Source organism: Kribbella sp. NPDC048928 (assembly GCF_043197975.1).
Lineage (GTDB): Bacteria > Actinomycetota > Actinomycetes > Propionibacteriales > Kribbellaceae > Kribbella.
In genome coordinates this window covers 171,453-188,964 of the sequence record NZ_JBICUC010000008.1, presented here as the reverse complement: position 1 = coordinate 188,964, position 17,512 = coordinate 171,453, and the positions used below count along the sequence as shown (strand labels likewise).

Here is a 17,512-nt window from a genome sequence, read left to right as displayed (position 1 = left end):
TCACTGGTCCAGCTCCTTCGGGAGGTCGAGCCCGAGCTCGGTGAGCAACGAGCGGAACTTCTGCTTGGCCGCGTCGAAGCTCGACGCGAACGTGACGGCCTTGTCGGCCGGCTGCGACCAGATCGGCTGCAGTGCGTGCGCCGCCTCCAGGCACCGCGGCACCCAGGTCGCGAGCCACTCGCCGAAGAGCGCCTTGTTGGCCTCGCCGTACTCGTCGTCCCGGGTCAGCAGCCGGAACAGGTTCCGCGAGTAGCTGAGGTCGCGGTCGTAGTCGTACTCGCCGGTGCCGACGATGGTGGGCGTGATGTAGTCGCCGTTGCGGGCCGCGATCTGCATCACCAGCTCGCTGCGGAACAGCGAGCCGACGAGCTGCTCGAAGACGATGTTCGTTGCGAAGAGCAACTCGCACCAGTCGCCGACCGCGGTCAGCTGCTCGACGACCTGCCGGGTCGGCTGCCACTCCGGCGCCGACTGCCAGACCTCCTTGTGCGCCGAGCCGTCGAACGGTACGTCGGCCTCGCTCAGGTCCAGGTTGAACAGCGCGAGGTCCTGCGCGAACCGCATCTTGTGCGCCGCGTTCACGGCGACCGCGGTGTTGATCATGTTCGTCGGGCCGGACCGCTGGATGCTCGTGAAGACGTGCAGCGCGAGGCCGTTCTCGGCATGCATCCAGGCGCCCAGGTTGCGCTCGATGAACTTCAGCCAGGCCGCGTTCCAGCCGTCGTACGCCCTGGCCCGCTTGGCGTTCTGCAGGCCGAGGTCGACCTGCCGGACGATCGCGGAGTTGTTGCGGTAGATGGTCTGGTTCCACTCCTCGTTCGGGTCGAGGAACGCGTGCCAGTTGGACGACTTCGCCGCCGTCCACTCCTTCGGGTAGCCGCCCGGGCCGTCGCCGAAGCCGTAGATCCAGCCCTGGCTCAAGTGCCGGTCCGGGTCCGGCTGGACGTCGACCGTCACGTCCTCGTACATCGTCGCCCGCAGCTTGGCCGGCTTGTAGTAGTTGTAGCTCCGGCTGGTCGAGCTGGGAAACTCCAGCGCACCGGCTTCGGAGTCGGTGAACTCGATCCTCGGGAAACTGCGTTGTTTGATCTGTGTCATCTCAGGCTCCATCGGTCACTGGGCTGGTGAACTTGTCGTAGAAGACTTGGTCCTTCGGTACGTCGTGTGCGTCGAGCAGACCGAGTGCCGCGTCGACCATCGGCGGTGGCCCACAGAGGTACATCTCGCATTTCGCGAGCTGCGGCTCCCGGCGCTCGACCACCTCGGTGACGTTGCCGATCTCGTACTCGCTGTGGTCCGACTCGGACAGGCAGGCCACGAACTCGAAGTCCTTGAGCTTGGCGCCGAGATCCTTGATCGCGTCGAGATAGAAGAGGTCGGCCGCAGTACGAGCGCCGTAGTAGAACCGCACGGGTCGCGTGCTCTCCGTCGCGCTCAGGTGCCGCATGATGGACAGGATCGGCGCCATCCCGGCCCCGCCGGCGACGCAGACCACCGGCAGTACGTGCCCGTCCTTCAGGGTGGACGAGCCGTACGGCCCGGTCATCGACAGCTCGTCGCCGACGGCCAGGCCGTCGTCGAGCAGGCTGGAGAACCGGCCGCCCGGGTACTTCTTGATCAGGAACTCGATCTCCCCCGACGGCGTCGTCGCCATCGAGAACGACCGGTGCTCGTCGGTGCCCGGGATCGTGAGGTCGACGTACTGCCCCGGCTTGAAGTCGAACTCCTCAGCCGGCTTCAGGCGCAGCGACACGATGTCCCGGGTGACCGGTTCGATCGCGGCCACCGTGGTCGCGACGGTCCGGATCGGGATGCCGCCGAGCAGTTCGTCCTCGTCGAAGTTCAGCAGCTCGATCGTGCAGTCGCTGAACGCGTGCGCCCGGCACAGCAGCACGTACCCCTCGGCGACCTCCGCGTCGTTGCAGGCGAAGGTGGAGTAGCGCTCCATCTGCAGGTCACCCTCGAGCACGTACGACTTGCAGGCGGAGCACTGCCCCTCCTTGCAGCCGTGCATCAGGTGGATTCCCTGCCGGAACGCCGCGTCCAGGATCTTCTCGTCCTCGTCGACCTCCATCTCGATGCCGACCGGTTCGAACTGGATACGGTGTTTGTCGGCCATGGTTTGTCCTCAGGAGACCTTCGTGCCGTTGGCGCGGTACTCGGCGATGTGCGCCTGGCGCTCGGCGTCGGTCATCTCGTTGAGCAGCACGTTCGGGCTGTTGAAGGTGTTGCCGCGGACGTCGTCCAGGGTCCACATCTTCTTCGGGTCCAGGTCGAGGTGCGGCTGCCCGATCAGCGTCTTGCCGTCGTCGCGGACGTAGCCGAGGTCGGCGACGATGTCGGCCAGGTCCTTGCCGTGGTGCAGGGTCTCCCATTCCCGGAAGCCGGTCAGGCGGCCCATGTTCGGGGTCGGACGGCCGTCGTACTCGCTGCGGAACGCGACCGCGTCGGTCCAGTAGCAGGTCTCCGAGCAGTACGTCCGCCACTGGTCGTCGACCTTCTCGGTGACCATGTCCTCGTGGATCAGGGCCGGCACCATGCAGGTCCAGCAGCGGTGCGGGTACTGGTAGCCGACGTCCTCGAACGCGATCGGCTTGTTCCGGCCCGGGTACGCGAGGCGGTTGTAGTTCTCCCACCACTTGCCGTACTTCGAGTACCAGCCCGGGTACTTGTCCTCGAACCACTCGAAGTCCTTGTCGGTCATCGCGTCGATCCGCCAGTAGTTCACCGGCCACCCGGTGGCGAAGAACCGCGCCACCTCGTGCACGTAGCCCTTGTTGGTGATCCGGTTCCACGCCTCCTCGACCAGGTCGTGCGGAATCGTGAGGCCGTACTTCTCCAGCGGCAGCAGGTAGCTGCGGTAGTAGTCGTCGTAGATCCAGCGCCGCCACATCTCGGCATAGCTCTCCCGGTCCTTGCGACGGTCCTTCGTGCCGTACTCGATGAACGTGCCGATCGCGGCGTCCACGACGCAGTGGTTGTTCCACCACGCGTACCGCAGGTCGCGCTCCAGCAGCGGCCGGTTGCGCTCGTCGGCGAGTGCCATCAGCAGGATCGAGTAGCCGTTGCTGATGTGCCGGGACTCGTCGGACTGCACCGAGTGGAAGACCGTCGGCAACAGGTAGTCGCCGTTCGCGGCCGCCTCGTCGGGCATCGCGACGAACAGCGTGTTGGTGAACGCCGTCTCCGCGACCACGGTCAGGTAGATGTTCGCGGCGGTGATCGCGTCACCGGTGATGAACCCCTCGCCGAACTGCCGGCCGATGGTGCCCGCGTAGTTGTTCGCGAACGCCTTCTCGGTCATGTCGAAACCGGCCGGGTCGATGTAGTTGTTCATGTACAGCTTCTTGAGGTTCATCTGGATCGTCGAGTGCCGGACCTCGTCGATCATCTGCACCGCGAGCCCGTTGTGGATCTCCGGGTTCGGGACCGCGTCGATCGCCATCGGCATCGCCCGGGCCGCCGAGATCTCCGGGAACGGGATGATGCTGAGGAAGAGCTTCTGCCACTCCAGCCAGCGCTGCTGGACCTGGCGGAACATGTTGCCGCGGATCGCGCCGTCCATGGCGCCGTACACGCGGTTGTCCTTCTCCTCCTCCATCGGGAAGTACGACCGCATGATCTGCTTCAGCGGGTCTTTCTTCGGCGCCTTCTCGAACGTGTAGTCGGTACCGAACCGGGTCGCCGGGGTCGCGAACGTCGGCTCCCACGAGAGCTCCGTGATCTTGGCATGCGCCTTGGTGAGACTTTGCCTGCTCATCTGTCTGCCTCCAGGGTCGGGCTGGTTGCACAGATGAAAGCCGGACAGCGCGGGCGGTCCTGTCTCAATGTGAGATACCGGTCACAGCATTGCCGAACTACCTTGGTCGGTGTTCGCTGGGTGATCCGTCGATCGAGGAGGTGCACGATGTCGCTTCGCGAGTCGATCCTGCTGTCCTGGCAGCGGTCGGAGGCGTCGCTGGTGGACGTCGACCAGCCCTCGCCGGCCTACATCTCCGGTCTCGACGTCGACACCACGCTCACCCGGGCGGCCCGCCCGGTCATCGACTCACTGGCCTCGGAGCTCACCAACGAGCCGGTCTGCATCATCCTGACCGACGCCAAGGGCGTTGTGCTCGACCGCCGCGGCGGCGACCCGTCGCTGATCCGGCGCCTGGACGCGGTCGACCTGTCCCCCGGTTTCACCTACACCGAGGCCGAGGTCGGCACCAACGGGATCGGTACGGCGCTCGAGGTCGGCGGCCCGATTCTCGTGCTCGGACCTGAGCACTACACCGGTGTACTGCGCCGGTTCGCCTGCGCGGGCGCACCGATCACGCATCCGGTCACAGGTGGTCAACTCGGCGTCCTGGACATCACCACGCAGGCGCAGAACTCGAACGCCGTCCTGCTCTCGTTCGCGAAACTCGCCGCCCGGAGGATCCAGGAACGGATCGTCGAGGAGGCCAACGCGCTCGACCAGGCGCTGCTCAGCGACTACTACGCGGCCTGCCGGCACACCGGTGGCTCGGTGATCGCGCTCGGCGAGGAGGTGTTCATGATCAACGCGCACGCCCAGGCGCACTTCGACTCGGTCGACCAGGCAGCGTTGATCGACCGGACCCGGGACGCCCGCGGCGGCGTCCGGCCGTGCACGTTCATCGCCGACCTGCCCAGCGGGTTCACCGCACGGCTCGCGTACCAGCCGACGTTCCTCGGCAACCGGCTGGCCGGCGGCATCGTCCAGGTGCGGGAGCACCGGTCCGGCCTGCGGACTCCCGGGAGCACGACCCGGGTGCCGACGCTGCCCGGCGTGATCGGCACCAGCGCACTGTGGCGGCACACCACACAGGAGATCCTCGAGTCGGCCGGCCGGGCCGAGTGGATCGTCGCCGAGGGCGAGTCCGGCACCGGCAAGCTGACTCTGCTCCGGGCCGTGCACAACTACTCGCGGCCGGGCAACCGGCTGGTCATCCTGGACGCCGACGATCCCGAGCTCGTGAACGCCGCCGCCACCGAGCTCGAGGCAGGTTCGGATCTCGTACTGCGGCACGCACACCTGCTGTCCGCCGAGGACATCCACGCGCTCGTGGACGTCCTGCAGACCGTGCGCGACAGCCTGTCCGACGAGCCGTGGGTGGCGTTGACGGTCATCACCGGCCAGTCAGGTGCGCAGGACGAGCTCAATACTCAACTGCTGCGGTTCTTCCCGCGGACAGTCGCCGTGCCGCCGTTGCGACACCACCTGGACGACGTACAGGCGCTCGTCCCGCATCTGCTCGCGCGTACCGGCGTTGCCGGGGTGACGCTCTCCCAGGCTGCGGTCAGCCAGCTGATGAGGCTGCCGTGGCCAGGGAACGTCACCCATCTACGGACGGTGCTCGGCGAGGTCGCGCGGCGGCGCCGGTCCGGAGTCGTCGAGCTCGGCGAGCTGCCGGCCGAGTGCCGGGCGACGACGCGCCGGCACCTGACCCGGCTCGAAGCGCTCGAGCGGGATGCGATCGTCGACGCGCTCGCGGCACATCAAGGCGACAAGGCGGCTGCTGCGCTGGCGCTCGGGATGTCGCGCGCGACGATCTACCGGAAGATCCGCGACTACGCGATCGTCACCTGACCTGGTCCAGCAGCACGACCTCGCAGTTGTAGTGCTGGGACGCGGTCATCTCGCCGCGGAACCAGAGCAGCGGGATCCGGCTCGGGTCGCCCGGGGCGACGATCGGGCGCAGGTTGTCGACGCCGGAGTTCGCGGTGACCGGCGTCCACTTCCACGTCTCGCCGCTGTCTGCCGTACGACCGTGGAAGATCTCGTGGTGGTCGAGCGCGGTGCCGTCCTGCGGATCGACCGGCGTGGAGACGTACACCGCGTCGAGGTCGTACGGGTCGATCGCGACCAGGCCGGTGTAGTCGTTCTCGTGCTCCAGCAGACCGTGGCCCGCCTTCGCGAGCTGCTGCACCTGCCACTCGCCGCCCGGCGCGAGACGCGCGTAGAAGAAGCGATGATCCGGCACCGGATGCTTGCGCGCGAAGGCGTCCTCCGGGTTCTCCGGAGTGTCGTGGCGCGCGGTCAGCACCGCCGCGAAGGAACCGTCGGCGCCGCGGCGGATGTCCACCGTCCAGCAGTGCGTCATCGGCTCGCCGTCCCAGACCGAGTCCGCGGCGAGGATCGTGGTCAGCTCCACCTGCGACGGTGCGTCGGCGTCGAGCGCAACCTCGTCCACCACGGTCCCGTCGGTGCGGTGCAGCGCGCCGCCCTCCAGGTAACCGTGGTAGATCGAGTTGTTGTAGTCGCGCGGGTGGTGGTCGGTGGTGATGAGGTCGACGCGAGTCGGTGTGGAGACGTACCGGGTGTAGCCGTTCACATAGCCGACCTTCGGACGGGTGAAGAGCTTGCCTGCGTACGTCCAGGTGTCGCCCTCGTCGTCGGACACCAGTGCGCACGGATCGTCGTTGACCGCCCGGGCGAAGCAGTACAGGCGGCCGTCGAGCTCGTGCAGGTTCGAGTACGTGACGCCGCGGCCGCCGGTGAACTCGCTCCAGTCGTACGTCTGCTCCGGGCCCCAAGCCCGCGGATCGCCCGGCTCACTGATCCGCCAGCGCGTCAGGTTGTCGGTCTTGTGTTTGGTGTAGACCGCGAGCCACCGACCGTCCCGGCGCCGCCACAACGCCGGTACGTCGTGATCGTCTGCCTCGAACTGCTCGTGCAGGACGACGACGTCCGCCGTACCGGTCTGCAGATCGACGACGGTCAGCTCGACGTTGCCGGCCCGGCCGTCGCCGCCCGGGCCCTCGGGCGCCGCGATCGACCCGACGACGAGGACGCCGCCGTCCGGGTCGGCCACCGCCCGCTCGTCCTGGAACCAGCACCACGCACCGTTGTCGTTGACCACCCGAGGGGTATCCATGACGACTCAGTCTGGCAGGGATGGCGGCGCTTGGGTAAGCGCTTGCCACTATGTGGGCAGCTTCGGCGCCCGGTCAGACCAGGCCGAAGCCGCCGGTCCAGGCGAGCTTCTCGCCGACCGCGAGGGTGAGCTGCAGGAAGCCGACCGCCTCGAGCTCGCGGGCACGCTTCAGCGAACCGGCGTCGACGGCCCGCAGACCGCCGGCGGAGATGATCCCGGCCAGCAGCGCCTTGGCGTCGGCGTCGTCGCCCGCAATCAGGACAGCGGTCGGGACATCGCCGGTCTTGGCAGTGCCGACCGTGGCCGCGAAGTTCGTGTTGAACGCCTTGAGCACCTTGGAATCCGGCAGCTTCGCGGCCAGCTCGGCGGCCGCGGAACCGTCCGCGGGCACGGTCAGCGAGTCGAAGGTCTCGAAGTTCAGCGGGTTGCTGATGTCGACGACGACCTTGCCGGCCAGCTGGTCGGCGCGCTCGGCGAGCACCTGCTCGAAGGCCGGGTACGGCGTCGCGAGGATCACGACCTCGCCGGTGACGGCCTTGTCCTTGTCGGTGGTGTTGAACAGCTCGACGGTGTTGCCACCCTTGGCCACGACGGCCGAGATGGCCTGTCCCATGTTCCCGGTGCCGATGATGCTGACGTGCGTCATACTCGCGCTCCTTTTGGTTGTTCCTTCAACCATCACGGTAACGCAGAATAGTTGTAGCTACAACCATCGGGTGCAAGAATGTTTTCGTGAGCACACAGTGGCTGGACGACGAGGAGATGACCGCCTGGCTGCGGCTGGTCGGTGTGGTCGAGTTGCTCCCGGGCATCCTCGACACGCAACTGCGCCGGGACGCGGGGGTGACCCACTACGAGTACTACGTACTGGCGATGCTCTCCGAGGCGCCGCAGCGGACGCTGCGGATGACAGCGCTCGCGCAGCGCACGAACGCCACGCTCCCCCGGCTGTCACACGTCGTGAAACGCCTCGAGGACCGCGGGCTGGTCGACCGGTTCCCCTGCCCCGAGGACGCCCGCGCCACGAACGCGCGACTCACCGCGGAGGGCTGGAAGAAGATCAAGGCGACCGCGCCCGGCCATGTCGGCACGGTCAGGGAGCACGTCATCGACGTACTCACACCGGAGCAGATCAGCCAACTGGCCGACATCGCCGGCGCGATCCTCGAGTCCATCGACCCGGACGCCGACCTCAGCTCGGTGTATCGGCGCTGATCTCCAGCAGTACCTTCGACGCGACCGTACGATCGCTCGCGAGGTTGAACGCCGTCAACGCCTCGGCCAGCGGGAACGTGTGCGTGACGATCGGATCGACCGGCAACCCGCCGGCCAGCCACGCGATCGCGGTGTCGAACTCGTGGTCGAACCGGAACGCACCGGTCAGCGTCAGCTCGCGCGTCATCAGCAACGCACCAGGGAACCCCGTGTCCCCGGGCGGCAACGATCCCACCTGTACGACGGTGCCGCCGCGACGGACCCGTTCCAGGCAGGTCCACAATCCGCCCGCCGTACCGGACGCCTCGATCGCGATGTCGATCTCGTCCGGCCACTCGCTTTCACCGACCTGAATCGTCCGCGTCGCGCCGACCTCACGCGCGAGCTTCAGCGGATACTGCTGCAGATCGGTCGCGATGACGTCGCTCGCACCCTCCTGCCGCAACACCGCCACCACGAGCAGCCCGATCGGCCCCGCACCGGTGACGAGCACCCGCTTCCCGTCGACGGCACCGTGGCCCGCCTGCCGTACCGCATGGATCGCCACCGACAACGGCTCCGCCAGGACGGCTCTGCGCAACTCGAGCCCGTCCGGCAGCACCCGTACCTGATCGGCCGGGAGGATGAGCTCCTGGACGAAGCCACCCTGGATGTGCGGCATTCGCGCGGCACTCCCGAGATAGTTGCTGAAGGCACAGATGTTCCGCCGGTCCTGGCGGCACTCCGCGCACTCTCCGCAGGGCGTCGCCGGATGGATGCCCACCGGCGTACCGGCGGGAAGCTCGCCGCCGCTGACCCGCCCGACCACCTCGTGCCCGAGCACCAGCGGCTCCTGAACGCGGAAGTTCCCGACGCCGCCGTCGTGGAAGTAGTGCAGATCCGTCCCGCAGATCCCGCCGTACGCGATCCGCACCGCAACCTGCCCGGCCGCCGGTCCGACAGCCTCCCGCTCCTCGACCCGCATATCCCCAGCACCGCGCACCACACACGCGTCCACGCGCCCACCTCCACCGTCGCCGTCCCCCCGACCGTACCCAAGGTCTGCACAACCCGCGTCCGAACGGCGATCCGTCGCATCCCCAACCGGCCGAGGATGTATCGCGCGGCCCACCGGCGACTCCGACCGAGTAAGGGGGAGTTGTCATGAGCAACACAGTTCGACCGGGACGCCGGCGGTCCGCACGACGGACGATCGCCGGAATCAACGTCGCCGAAGCCGTCATCGCGCTGCCGTTCCTGATCGCGTCGTACGGCCTGGCAGAGCGCCTCGTCGCCGCGCAGGAGCTCGCCGGCCCGCACCAGGTCGCGAGCCGGTCGGTCGCGCACGTCTCGATCACGCTCAACATGAGCCTGCTGATCGTCGGCGCGGCCGCCGGGATGGCCGGCAGCGTGATCCACCAGAGCATGGCGTTCGCACGCAGCAGTACGTCCGGCCACCAGGTGAGCTGGTACGTGATGCGCCCACTGTGGTCGGCACTGCTCGGCTCGGTCTCGGTACTCGCGATGAACACCGGCCTGCTGAGCATCGGCGACGAAACCACCTCCAGCGCAGGAGTCGCCGTACTCGTCCTCACGGGCTGCCTGGCGGGCTTGTTCACCGACCAGGTCCTCACCCGACTACGCCGAATGCTCCGCCCCCGCTCAAACTGAGCAGTCGCCGTCGCGGTCAGCGGAAGTCGCGGGATTTGGTTCGGGCGGCGAGGGGGAGGCGTTGGAGGTGGTCGGCGGAGAGGTTGGTGACTTCGCCGGCGCGTTCCACGCGGCCGCGGATGATCAGGGCGGCGGCGTTGCGGGCGACGGCGGCGTGGTGGTGCCAGCAGCCGACGGTGATGACGATGTTCGCCATGCCGGTCTCGTCCTCGAGGTTCATGAACGTGACGCCGGAGGCGGTGGCGGGGCGCTGGCGATGGGTGACGACGCCGGCGACGCGGACCCGGGCGCCGTCCGGGGCGGCTCGCAGCTCGGCCGCGGACAGGATGCCCTCGGCACGGAGCCGCTCGCGGACGCGTTCCATCGGATGGCTGGTGGTGGTGATCGAGGTGGACCACAGGTCGGCCATGTCGGCCTCGATGTCGCTCATCCCGGGCAGTGTCGGCGGCGGCCCGGCAGCGGTGATCCCGGCCAGCTGGCCCGGGCGTTCCTCGGCCGCCCGACCCGCCTCCCACAGCGCCTGCCGCCGGTCCAGCCCGAAGCAGTCGAACGCCCCGGCGGTGGCCAGCGCCTCGACCTGCGCCGCGGTGATCCCGGTCCGCCGGACCAGGTCGGCCATCTCGGTGAACGGACCGCCGCGCTCCCGCTCCTCGACGATCAGCTTCGCGCCCTTCTCCCCCACGGTGCGCACCTCGGCCAGCCCGAGCCGGACCGCGAACGCCCCGTCCCGCCGGTGCACCGTGGTGTCGGACGGCGCCTTCGGATCGAACGGACCCACCAGTGGCTGCGGATCCGCCAGGCACTCGTCGCGCCCGGTCGGCCCGGTCAGCTCCTGCCCCTCGACGAGCATTTCGAGCCCCGCGTCGACACCGGACAGATGCAGGTGCGGGCGTCGCACCTCGACACCGTGGCGGCGGGCGTCCGCGACCAGGGACTGCGGTGAGTAGAACCCCATCGGCTGCGCCCGCAGCAGCGCGGCCAGGAACGCGGCCGGGTAGTGCAGCCGCAGCCAGGTGCTGGAGTAGACGAGCAACGCGAAGCTGATCGAGTGCGACTCGGCGAACCCGAAGTTCGCGAACGCCTCGATCTTGGCGTAGATCTCGTCGGCCAGGTCGCCGGTGATCCCGTTGCCCGCCATCCCGGCGTAGAGCTTCTGCTTCAGCGAGGAGATCTTCTCGATGCCGCGTTTGGACCCCATCGCGCGGCGCAGCAGGTCGGCCTCGTCGCCGTCGATCTCGCCGACCGCCATCGCCATCTGCATCAGCTGCTCCTGGAACAGCGGCACCCCCATGGTCCGCTCCAGTACCGGCTGCAGCTTCGGATGCAGGTAGGTGATCGGCTCCTCCCCGGTCCGGCGGCGGATGTACGGATGCACGGCGCCGCCCTGGATCGGGCCCGGCCGGATCAGCGCGATCTCGGTGACCAGGTCGTAGAACCGCCGCGGTTTCAGCCGCGGCAGCGTCGCCATCTGCGCCCGCGACTCGACCTGGAACACGCCCACCGAGTCCGCCCGGCAGAGCTGGTCGTAGACGCCGGCCTCCTCCCGCGGGATCGTGTGCAGCTCCCACGACTCGCCGAGCTGCTCGCGGACCATGTCCAGGCAGTACTGCAGGGCGGCCAGCATGCCGAGCCCGAGCAGGTCGAACTTCACCAGCCCCATCCACGCGCAGTCGTCCTTGTCCCACTGCAGGACCGTGCGGTTGTCCATCCGGGCGTGCTCGATCGGCACCACCTCGCCGACCGGGCGCTCGGTCAGCACCATTCCGCCGGAGTGGATCCCCAGGTGCCGCGGGAACTTCAGCAGCTCGCTCGCCATCCCCACCACCTGCGGCGGGATGTCGTGTTCCGTCGAGGTGATCTCCGGGCTCCAGCCGTCCACCTGTTTCGACCAGGCGTCCTGCTGACCCACCGAGTACCCCAGGGCCTTGGCCATGTCTCGGACGGCGGACTTCGGCCGGTACGAGATCACGTTCGCCACCTGCGCCGCGTTGCGCCGGCCGTACTTCTCGTAGACGTGCTGGATCACCTCCTCGCGCCGCCCGGAGTCGAAGTCGACGTCGATGTCCGGCTCCTCGGCCCGCGTGGTGGCCAGGAACCGCTCGAACGGCAGGTTGTAGAGGATGCTGTCCACCGCGGTGATCCCGAGCGCGTAGCAGACCGCGGAGTTCGCCGCCGATCCCCTGCCCTGGCAGAGGATTCCCTGGTCGTGCGCGAACTTCACGATGTCGTGGACGATCAGGAAGTACCCCGGGAAGCCCTTCTCGTCGATGACGTCCAGCTCCCGCTGCAGCCGCTCGTACGCATCCGGGCGCTTGTCGCGGGGCCCGTACCGCCGGGCGGCGCCCTCGAAGGTCAGCACCCGCAGCCACGACATCGGCGTCTCCCCGGCCGGTACGTCGCGCAGCGGCAGCTTCGGCTTCGCCCGCGCGAGGTCGAACGCGAGCTGGTCGGCGAGCGTCACCGAGCGCGCCACCGCCCCGTCGTATCGCTGGAAGCGGGCGGTCAGCTCCGCGCCGGACCGCACGAATGCCATCCCGCTCGACGGCAGCCAGCCGTCCATCGAGTCCAGGTCGCGACGGGCCCGGACCGCGGCCAGCGCGGACGCCAGCTTGTACTGCGCGGGGGTGGCGTAGTGAACGTTGTTCGTGGCAACGACCGGGAGGCCGCGGTCGGCGGCCAGGCCGGCCAGGATCCGGTTCCGGGTGGTGTCGGCGGGGAGGTGGTGGTCGATCAGCTCGACGACCACCCGGTCCTTGCCGAACAGCGCGGTCAGCCGGTCCAGCTCGCGGCCGGCGGCGGCCGGACCGTCGGCGCGGCCGCCGAGCTCGAGCGCCTGCCGGACCAGTCCCTTGCGGCAGCCGGTCAGGATCACCCAGTGGTCACGCCCCTCGGCGGCCAACCGCTCCAGCGAGTAGACCGGCTTTCCCTTCTCGCCACCGGCGAGCTGCGCCTCGGTGATCTCACCGGCGAGCTTGTGGTACCCCTCCTCGCCCTCGGCGAGCACCAGCAGGTGACTGCCCTCCGGGTCGGCGACACCGTTCTGCGGGCCGGTCAGTCCGAGGGACAGCTCCGCCCCGAACACGGTGGGCAGCGAGTACGCCGCGGCGGCCTCGGCGAACCGCGCCGCGCCGTAGAACCCGTCGTGATCGGTCAAGGCCAGCGCCCGCAGGCCCTGCCGGACGGCGGCCTCGACCAGGTCCTCCGGCTGCGAGGCGCCGTCGAGGAAGGAGAAGTTCGAGTGCACGTGGAGCTCGGCGTACGGCACCGACTGCTCGGGGCGGCGGACCGGCTCCGCCACATACGGCCCGCGGTGCTGCGACCACGCCGGACTGTCCCCGCCGTCCGCCGTCACCGGCCGCCCACCGTGACTCCCCGGCCGCGACCGATCCGACAGCTTCCGCTCCAACTCCGACCACTTGATCGGAGGATTGTTGTAACCCATCGAACCACCCCTCCGCCAATATTAGAACACATGTTCCCCTAGGCGAATGAGTTTCCGAAGGGGTCAGGTTCCGCGGAGGTAGAAGGTCTTGCTGACTACTACGACCGAGTGGCAGGCCGGGACGTAGGACCGGTACGGGATGTTGCCCTTGGAGGTGAGTTTCACGTTGGCCGTGTATCGCTCCGAGAGCCGGACCCCCGCGGTACCGACGGTGCGCCACTGCGTAGCGCCGTATCAACCCCGGATTGCTCGGCAGTCCCAGGCAGACGGGCTGGTAGGCGTCGCGGAGCCGACGGCACGTACAGCGGACCGCCCCAGGTGCCGTTCGCCTGCCGCGGGAGGTCGGCAGACCACAAGGTCGACTTCTGGCCGCTGCCGGCGGTCCGTTCGAGAATCACGTTCACCGGTGTCTTGTTCTCTTCCGGCGTGCCGAGCCCGTAGGACCCCTTGACCGTCACGGTGACCGGCACCGTATTGAGTCCGCTGACGGCGACGCTGGTCCGGCTCAGCGTCACAGCTTGCCGAGGTCACGGAATCCGGTCTAGTGCAAGCCCTGTCGAGAAATTGGTTGGCCGGCGGGAGGAGCAGGCTGCTAGCGTCTTTCGCGTCCGTGACTTCTGAGGTGGAGGTGATGCCCCGATGAACGCTGTAGCGCAGTTGGGTGCTCCCTCCCTCGGGTCACGGGCGGGCGATTGACGTAGGTGTCGTCGGGAGCGCCTCGAGCAGACTCTCGAAAGGACACACCTATGAACCCTTTGCCCTTCCGTCCTGGCCTGGATCCACGGCCGGTGACGATCTCGCAGGTCGCCGGCAACCAGTGGCATGCGGTGCAGAACGACCTGACCGTCGGCCGCGGGTACGCGGCGCGGCGGCTCGACGGCCGGACCTTCCTCAGCATCGACACCTGGCAGGACGCCGTCTTCGACCGGCTCGCCGCCGTGATGCTGGCCAATCAGCCGGACCCGCAGTACACCGTGGTCGACGAGACCGACCACGAACTCACCGCCGGCTGGGAACGCGCTGGGCTCACGATCTGGCGTCGTGAATCCGAATTCGTCGTCCCCACCGGACACGACCCGGCGAAGCTACCCGCCGGCATCACCATCACCACTGCCAACGAGGCGCCGCTGCGCGCACTGGACCAGGCGATCCGCGCCGAGGTCGAGGCGACCGTCGGCTGGCACACGATGCCCGCGGAGGTCCTGCCCTGGCAGGGCGGGACGCGGCCGCTCGACCCGTCGAAGTGCACAGTGGCGATCAGGGACGGCCGGTACGTCGGGATGGTCCGCGTGGCGACCAGGACCCGGCGCCCGCGGATCGGGCTCGTCGCCGTACTGACCGAGGAGCGACGCCAAGGGATCGCCCGGGCCCTGCTGAGCCAGGTCCTGAACGAACTGCACCGCGCCGGCACCGAAGCCGTCACGGCGGAGGTCGACGAGACCAACACCGCCGCGACCGCACTCCTCGAACAGCTCGGCGCCCAGCGCACGGGCCGCACCCTCGAACTGGTCAGCCGACCGGAAAGGGGCTGACCATGCCCAGAAAAGCAGGCGGTCTCGAGATGGAGGGCACCGTCGTCGAGTGCCTCCGGAACGCGAACTTCCGGGTCGAACTCAGCAACGGCCACCGGGTCCTCGCGCACATCAGCGGGAAGATCCGGAAGAACTACATCAAGATCCTCCCCGAGGACCGCGTCCTGGTGGAGCTCAGCCCCTACGACCTGGACCGGGGGCGGATCGTCTTCCGCTACCGGAGCTGAGCCCGGATTGTCACTCATCGCACACACCTCCTGCCTCGATCAAGACTAGAACATGTGTTCGAAGTAGCGGTAATCTGAAAACATGCTTGGTCGGTTCACGGTTCGCCCGTCCGACGACGGATCCAACAGGTTCGGCGTCTGGGACGGTGCGGTCAACGGGTGGCGTGCAACAGGGATCGACGACGAGGGGCGGGCCCGCGAGCTCGCCTCCGACCTCGATGTGCAGTACGACGCACACGGCCCGCGGGCGGCGGAGGCCGTCCGCCGGGTCGACCCCAGTCAGCAGGTGCAGCGGGCGGTCTGGTCGACCGGCAAGCTGGACGTCTGGATCCGGCACAACGGCGAGTGGCTGGGCCGCTTCCGGGACTCCGACGGTGAGATCACCTGGGTTTCGGGAGCGGACCTCCGCCCGCTCTAGGAGCTACCGCCCAGGCTTGGGTTTGGGCTTGGGGTTCTTCTTGTCCGGCTTGGCCGGCTTCGCGTTCGGGTCGCCGATCATCTTCTTCGGCGGCGCCACGAAGCGTTCGACCGGGAGGCCGCGCAGGGCACCCTGCATGGCGCTCTCCCAGAGCGGGCCGGCGGTGCCGGAGCCGGTCGGGTCGGAGATGTCCCGGCCGTCCAGCGTGTGGCGGTACATCAGGTTCGTGTACGGCAGGTTCGCGTCCGCGACCACCGCCGCCGCGGCCAGGTTCGGCGTGTAGCCGGCGAACCAGACCGCCAGGTTGTCCTGGATCGTGCCGGTCTTGCCGCCCATGTCCCGGGTGCCGAACCGCAGGTGGCCACCGGTGCCGCCCGGCATCATCACCTGGCTCAGCACCCGGTTCACGCCGTCCGCGACCGCCCGCGGGATCGCCTGCTTGCAGTCGAACCCGGGCCCGGGCACCGGCCGCCCGGCCTTGTCCCGCACCGAGGTGACCACCAGCGGCCGGCAGTACTTCCCGCGCGCCGCGAACGTCGCGTACGCGTTCGACAGCATCAGCGGCGTCACGTACCCGACGCCGAGCGTCATCGAGATCACCTGGTCGAGCGGCTTGCCGGTCTGTGCGTTGTACATCCCGAGCTTGGCCGCGATCTTCGCGATCGAGCACAGTCCGGTGCGCTGGGACAGCTGCAGGAAGTAGGTGTTGGTCGAGTACCGCGCGGCTTCGACCATGGTCAGGTCACCGCTGCGGGTCGAGTTCTTCGGCCGGTACGTCGGATCGCGCGTCCATCCGCTGCAGGTGCGGAACTTCTTGTTGCTCAGGTCGATCTGCTCCGGCGAGTTGATCCGGTAGTCCATCGGGATGCCCTTGGCCAGCGCGGCCGCGATCGTGAACGCCTTCATCGTCGAGCCGTTCTGGAACCCGCCGTACCCGCCGGCGTACGACTTCTCGACGTTGTAGTTGTAGTTCGTGTGGTTGCGCCCGTTGCCGTACGGACGGCTCTGCACCATCGCCTTCACCAGGCCGGTGCCCGGCTCGACGATCGTGATCGCGGCGATCGCGGTGTCGGTGCGCTTGCTGTGCTTGTCGATCGAGGCCTGCGCCGCCGCCTGGAGCTTCGGGTCGATCGAGGTCCGGATCAGCAGGCCGCCGGTCTTCAGGTAGTGGTCGCGGTCCTTGGGGGTCTTGCCGAGCGCCGGGTTCTCGAGCAGCTTGGAGACCACGTAGTCGCAGTAGAACGGGTACCGCGAGTTCGCGCAGCCGTTCGGCACCGGCTCGACCTTCGACAGGTCGATCGCCGGCGTCCGGAGTGCCTGGTTCGCCTGGCCGACGGTGATCACGCCGAGCTCGAGCATGCGCTTGATCACCACGTCGCGGCGCGCCCGGGAACGGGCCAGGTCGTTGGTCGGGTCGTAGCCCGACGGATTCTTCACCAGCCCGGCGAGCAGTGCGGCCTGTGGCAGCGTGAGCTTGTCGGCGGTGGTCCGGAAGTAGTGCTGCGCGGCGGTCTGGATGCCGTACGAACCGTCGCCGAAGTTCGCCAGGTTCAGGTAGCGCTCGAGGATCTCGTCCTTGGAGAACTCGCTCTCGACCGCGATCGCGTACCGCAGCTCGGTGAGCTTGCGCTCGTACGAGACCTCGGTCGCCTTCGCCCGCTCGGCCGCGTTCTTCGCCTTCTCGACCAGGCTCATCTTCACGTACTGCTGGGTGATGCTGGACCCGCCCTGCTGCACCTCACCGCCGCTGCTGTTGCGCACCATCGCGCGCAGCGTGCCCTTCAGGTCGAGCGCCCCGTGGTCGTAGAAACGGGAGTCCTCGATCGCGATGATCGCCTTGCGCATGATCGGGCTGACCGCACTCAGCGGCACCGGCACCCGGTTCTGCTCGTAGAGCGTGGCGAGCAGCGTGCCGTCCGCGGACAGGATCCGGCTCCGGACGGCCGGCGCGTCGCTCTCGAACTCCCGCGGCAGACTCTCCACGGTCGAAGCGACCTGCGCCGCGCCCTGTCCGGCGAAGCCGGCGAACGGGATCGCGAGTCCCGCCGCCAGCGCACCCGACAGCGCGCTCACGCCGATGAACATGATCAACGACCGAGCCCAATTGCGACCGCCCCTGTCGGCACGCATGCTTCCAGGGTAGAGGA

Annotated in this window: 14 protein-coding genes; 6 read left to right on the top strand and 8 right to left on the bottom strand. The window is 68.5% G+C overall.

What is annotated here, in order from left to right; all coding sequences use genetic code 11:
* Genes ACGFI6_RS31640 through ACGFI6_RS31630 form a run of 3 tightly spaced genes read right to left on the bottom strand, consistent with a single transcriptional unit; the run spans position 1 to position 3,760 of the window.
* Positions 1-1,098, bottom strand: coding sequence for an aromatic/alkene monooxygenase hydroxylase subunit beta (locus tag ACGFI6_RS31640; RefSeq protein ID WP_393125047.1), 1,098 nt, complete (start codon positions 1,096-1,098; stop codon positions 1-3).
* A gap of 1 nt (position 1,099) precedes the next feature.
* The gene (locus ACGFI6_RS31635; protein ID WP_393125045.1) at positions 1,100-2,119 is read right to left on the bottom strand and encodes an FAD-binding oxidoreductase; all 1,020 of its coding nucleotides are present in this window, start codon (positions 2,117-2,119) and stop codon (positions 1,100-1,102) included.
* 9 nt (positions 2,120-2,128) lie between these two features.
* Positions 2,129-3,760 (bottom strand): hypothetical protein, encoded by a 1,632-nt coding sequence (locus tag ACGFI6_RS31630; RefSeq protein ID WP_393125043.1) that lies wholly within the window; start codon positions 3,758-3,760, stop codon positions 2,129-2,131.
* A 147-nt stretch (positions 3,761-3,907) separates the two neighbouring features.
* Between ACGFI6_RS31630 and ACGFI6_RS31625 the strand changes: the two genes are divergently transcribed.
* Positions 3,908-5,593, top strand: coding sequence for a sigma-54-dependent Fis family transcriptional regulator (locus tag ACGFI6_RS31625; RefSeq protein ID WP_393125041.1), 1,686 nt, complete (start codon positions 3,908-3,910; stop codon positions 5,591-5,593).
* Here the strand turns inward: ACGFI6_RS31625 and ACGFI6_RS31620 are convergent.
* Entirely contained in the window at positions 5,586-6,881 is a 1,296-nt protein-coding gene (locus tag ACGFI6_RS31620; RefSeq protein ID WP_393125039.1) for a BNR-4 repeat-containing protein, read from the bottom strand. The genes ACGFI6_RS31625 and ACGFI6_RS31620 overlap by 8 nt on opposite strands.
* Positions 6,882-6,954: 73 nt before the next feature.
* Positions 6,955-7,527 carry an NADPH-dependent F420 reductase gene (locus ACGFI6_RS31615; RefSeq protein WP_393125037.1) on the bottom strand — a complete coding sequence of 191 codons (573 nt, stop codon included), beginning with the start codon at positions 7,525-7,527 and terminating at the stop codon, positions 6,955-6,957.
* An 86-nt stretch (positions 7,528-7,613) separates the two neighbouring features.
* Here ACGFI6_RS31615 and ACGFI6_RS31610 point away from each other — a divergent pair, with 86 nt between their 5' ends.
* Positions 7,614-8,096, top strand: a complete 483-nt coding sequence (locus tag ACGFI6_RS31610; protein ID WP_393125035.1) for a MarR family winged helix-turn-helix transcriptional regulator — start codon at positions 7,614-7,616, stop codon at positions 8,094-8,096.
* Here ACGFI6_RS31610 and ACGFI6_RS31605 read toward each other — a convergent pair.
* Positions 8,074-9,093, bottom strand: coding sequence for an L-idonate 5-dehydrogenase (locus tag ACGFI6_RS31605; RefSeq protein WP_393125033.1), 1,020 nt, complete (start codon positions 9,091-9,093; stop codon positions 8,074-8,076). The genes ACGFI6_RS31610 and ACGFI6_RS31605 overlap by 23 nt on opposite strands.
* Before the next feature lie 146 nt (positions 9,094-9,239).
* Between ACGFI6_RS31605 and ACGFI6_RS31600 the strand changes: the two genes are divergently transcribed.
* On the top strand, positions 9,240-9,746 hold the full coding sequence (locus ACGFI6_RS31600) for a hypothetical protein (RefSeq protein WP_393125031.1): 507 nt from the start codon (positions 9,240-9,242) through the stop codon (positions 9,744-9,746).
* Between the two features lie 16 nt (positions 9,747-9,762).
* Here ACGFI6_RS31600 and ACGFI6_RS31595 read toward each other — a convergent pair whose 3' ends face one another.
* Positions 9,763-13,188 carry an error-prone DNA polymerase gene (locus tag ACGFI6_RS31595; protein ID WP_393125029.1) on the bottom strand — a complete coding sequence of 1,142 codons (3,426 nt, stop codon included), beginning with the start codon at positions 13,186-13,188 and terminating at the stop codon, positions 9,763-9,765.
* 746 nt (positions 13,189-13,934) lie between these two features.
* Between ACGFI6_RS31595 and ACGFI6_RS31590 the strand changes: the two genes are divergently transcribed.
* The 3 genes from ACGFI6_RS31590 to ACGFI6_RS31580 all read left to right on the top strand — a co-directional run bounded on the left by ACGFI6_RS31590 (position 13,935) and on the right by ACGFI6_RS31580 (position 15,365).
* On the top strand, positions 13,935-14,720 hold the full coding sequence (locus ACGFI6_RS31590; protein WP_393125027.1) for a GNAT family N-acetyltransferase: 786 nt from the start codon (positions 13,935-13,937) through the stop codon (positions 14,718-14,720).
* A 2-nt stretch (positions 14,721-14,722) separates the two neighbouring features.
* A complete protein-coding gene (infA, locus tag ACGFI6_RS31585) occupies positions 14,723-14,947 on the top strand; it encodes a translation initiation factor IF-1 (RefSeq protein WP_393125025.1) in 225 nt (74 codons plus the stop codon).
* Positions 14,948-15,029: 82 nt separating this feature from the next.
* Positions 15,030-15,365, top strand: coding sequence for a hypothetical protein (locus ACGFI6_RS31580; protein ID WP_393125023.1), 336 nt, complete (start codon positions 15,030-15,032; stop codon positions 15,363-15,365).
* A 3-nt stretch (positions 15,366-15,368) separates the two neighbouring features.
* On the opposite strand, the gene ACGFI6_RS31575 is transcribed toward ACGFI6_RS31580, so the two are convergent.
* Positions 15,369-17,495, bottom strand: coding sequence for a transglycosylase domain-containing protein (locus tag ACGFI6_RS31575; RefSeq protein WP_393125021.1), 2,127 nt, complete (start codon positions 17,493-17,495; stop codon positions 15,369-15,371).
* Positions 17,496-17,512: the final 17 nt, after the last annotated feature.

Coding starts and splice junctions, on each gene's coding strand:
- ACGFI6_RS31640 (WP_393125047.1), bottom strand. CDS start 1,098: ATGACACAGATCAAACAACGCAGTTTCCCGAGGATCGAGTTCACCGAC.
- ACGFI6_RS31635 (WP_393125045.1), bottom strand. CDS start 2,119: ATGGCCGACAAACACCGTATCCAGTTCGAACCGGTCGGCATCGAGATG.
- ACGFI6_RS31630 (WP_393125043.1), bottom strand. CDS start 3,760: ATGAGCAGGCAAAGTCTCACCAAGGCGCATGCCAAGATCACGGAGCTC.
- ACGFI6_RS31625 (WP_393125041.1), top strand. CDS start 3,908: ATGTCGCTTCGCGAGTCGATCCTGCTGTCCTGGCAGCGGTCGGAGGCG.
- ACGFI6_RS31620 (WP_393125039.1), bottom strand. CDS start 6,881: ATGGATACCCCTCGGGTGGTCAACGACAACGGTGCGTGGTGCTGGTTC.
- ACGFI6_RS31615 (WP_393125037.1), bottom strand. CDS start 7,527: ATGACGCACGTCAGCATCATCGGCACCGGGAACATGGGACAGGCCATC.
- ACGFI6_RS31600 (WP_393125031.1), top strand. CDS start 9,240: ATGAGCAACACAGTTCGACCGGGACGCCGGCGGTCCGCACGACGGACG.
- ACGFI6_RS31595 (WP_393125029.1), bottom strand. CDS start 13,188: ATGGGTTACAACAATCCTCCGATCAAGTGGTCGGAGTTGGAGCGGAAG.
- ACGFI6_RS31590 (WP_393125027.1), top strand. CDS start 13,935: ATGAACCCTTTGCCCTTCCGTCCTGGCCTGGATCCACGGCCGGTGACG.
- infA (WP_393125025.1), top strand. CDS start 14,723: ATGCCCAGAAAAGCAGGCGGTCTCGAGATGGAGGGCACCGTCGTCGAG.
- ACGFI6_RS31580 (WP_393125023.1), top strand. CDS start 15,030: ATGCTTGGTCGGTTCACGGTTCGCCCGTCCGACGACGGATCCAACAGG.
- ACGFI6_RS31575 (WP_393125021.1), bottom strand. CDS start 17,495: ATGCGTGCCGACAGGGGCGGTCGCAATTGGGCTCGGTCGTTGATCATG.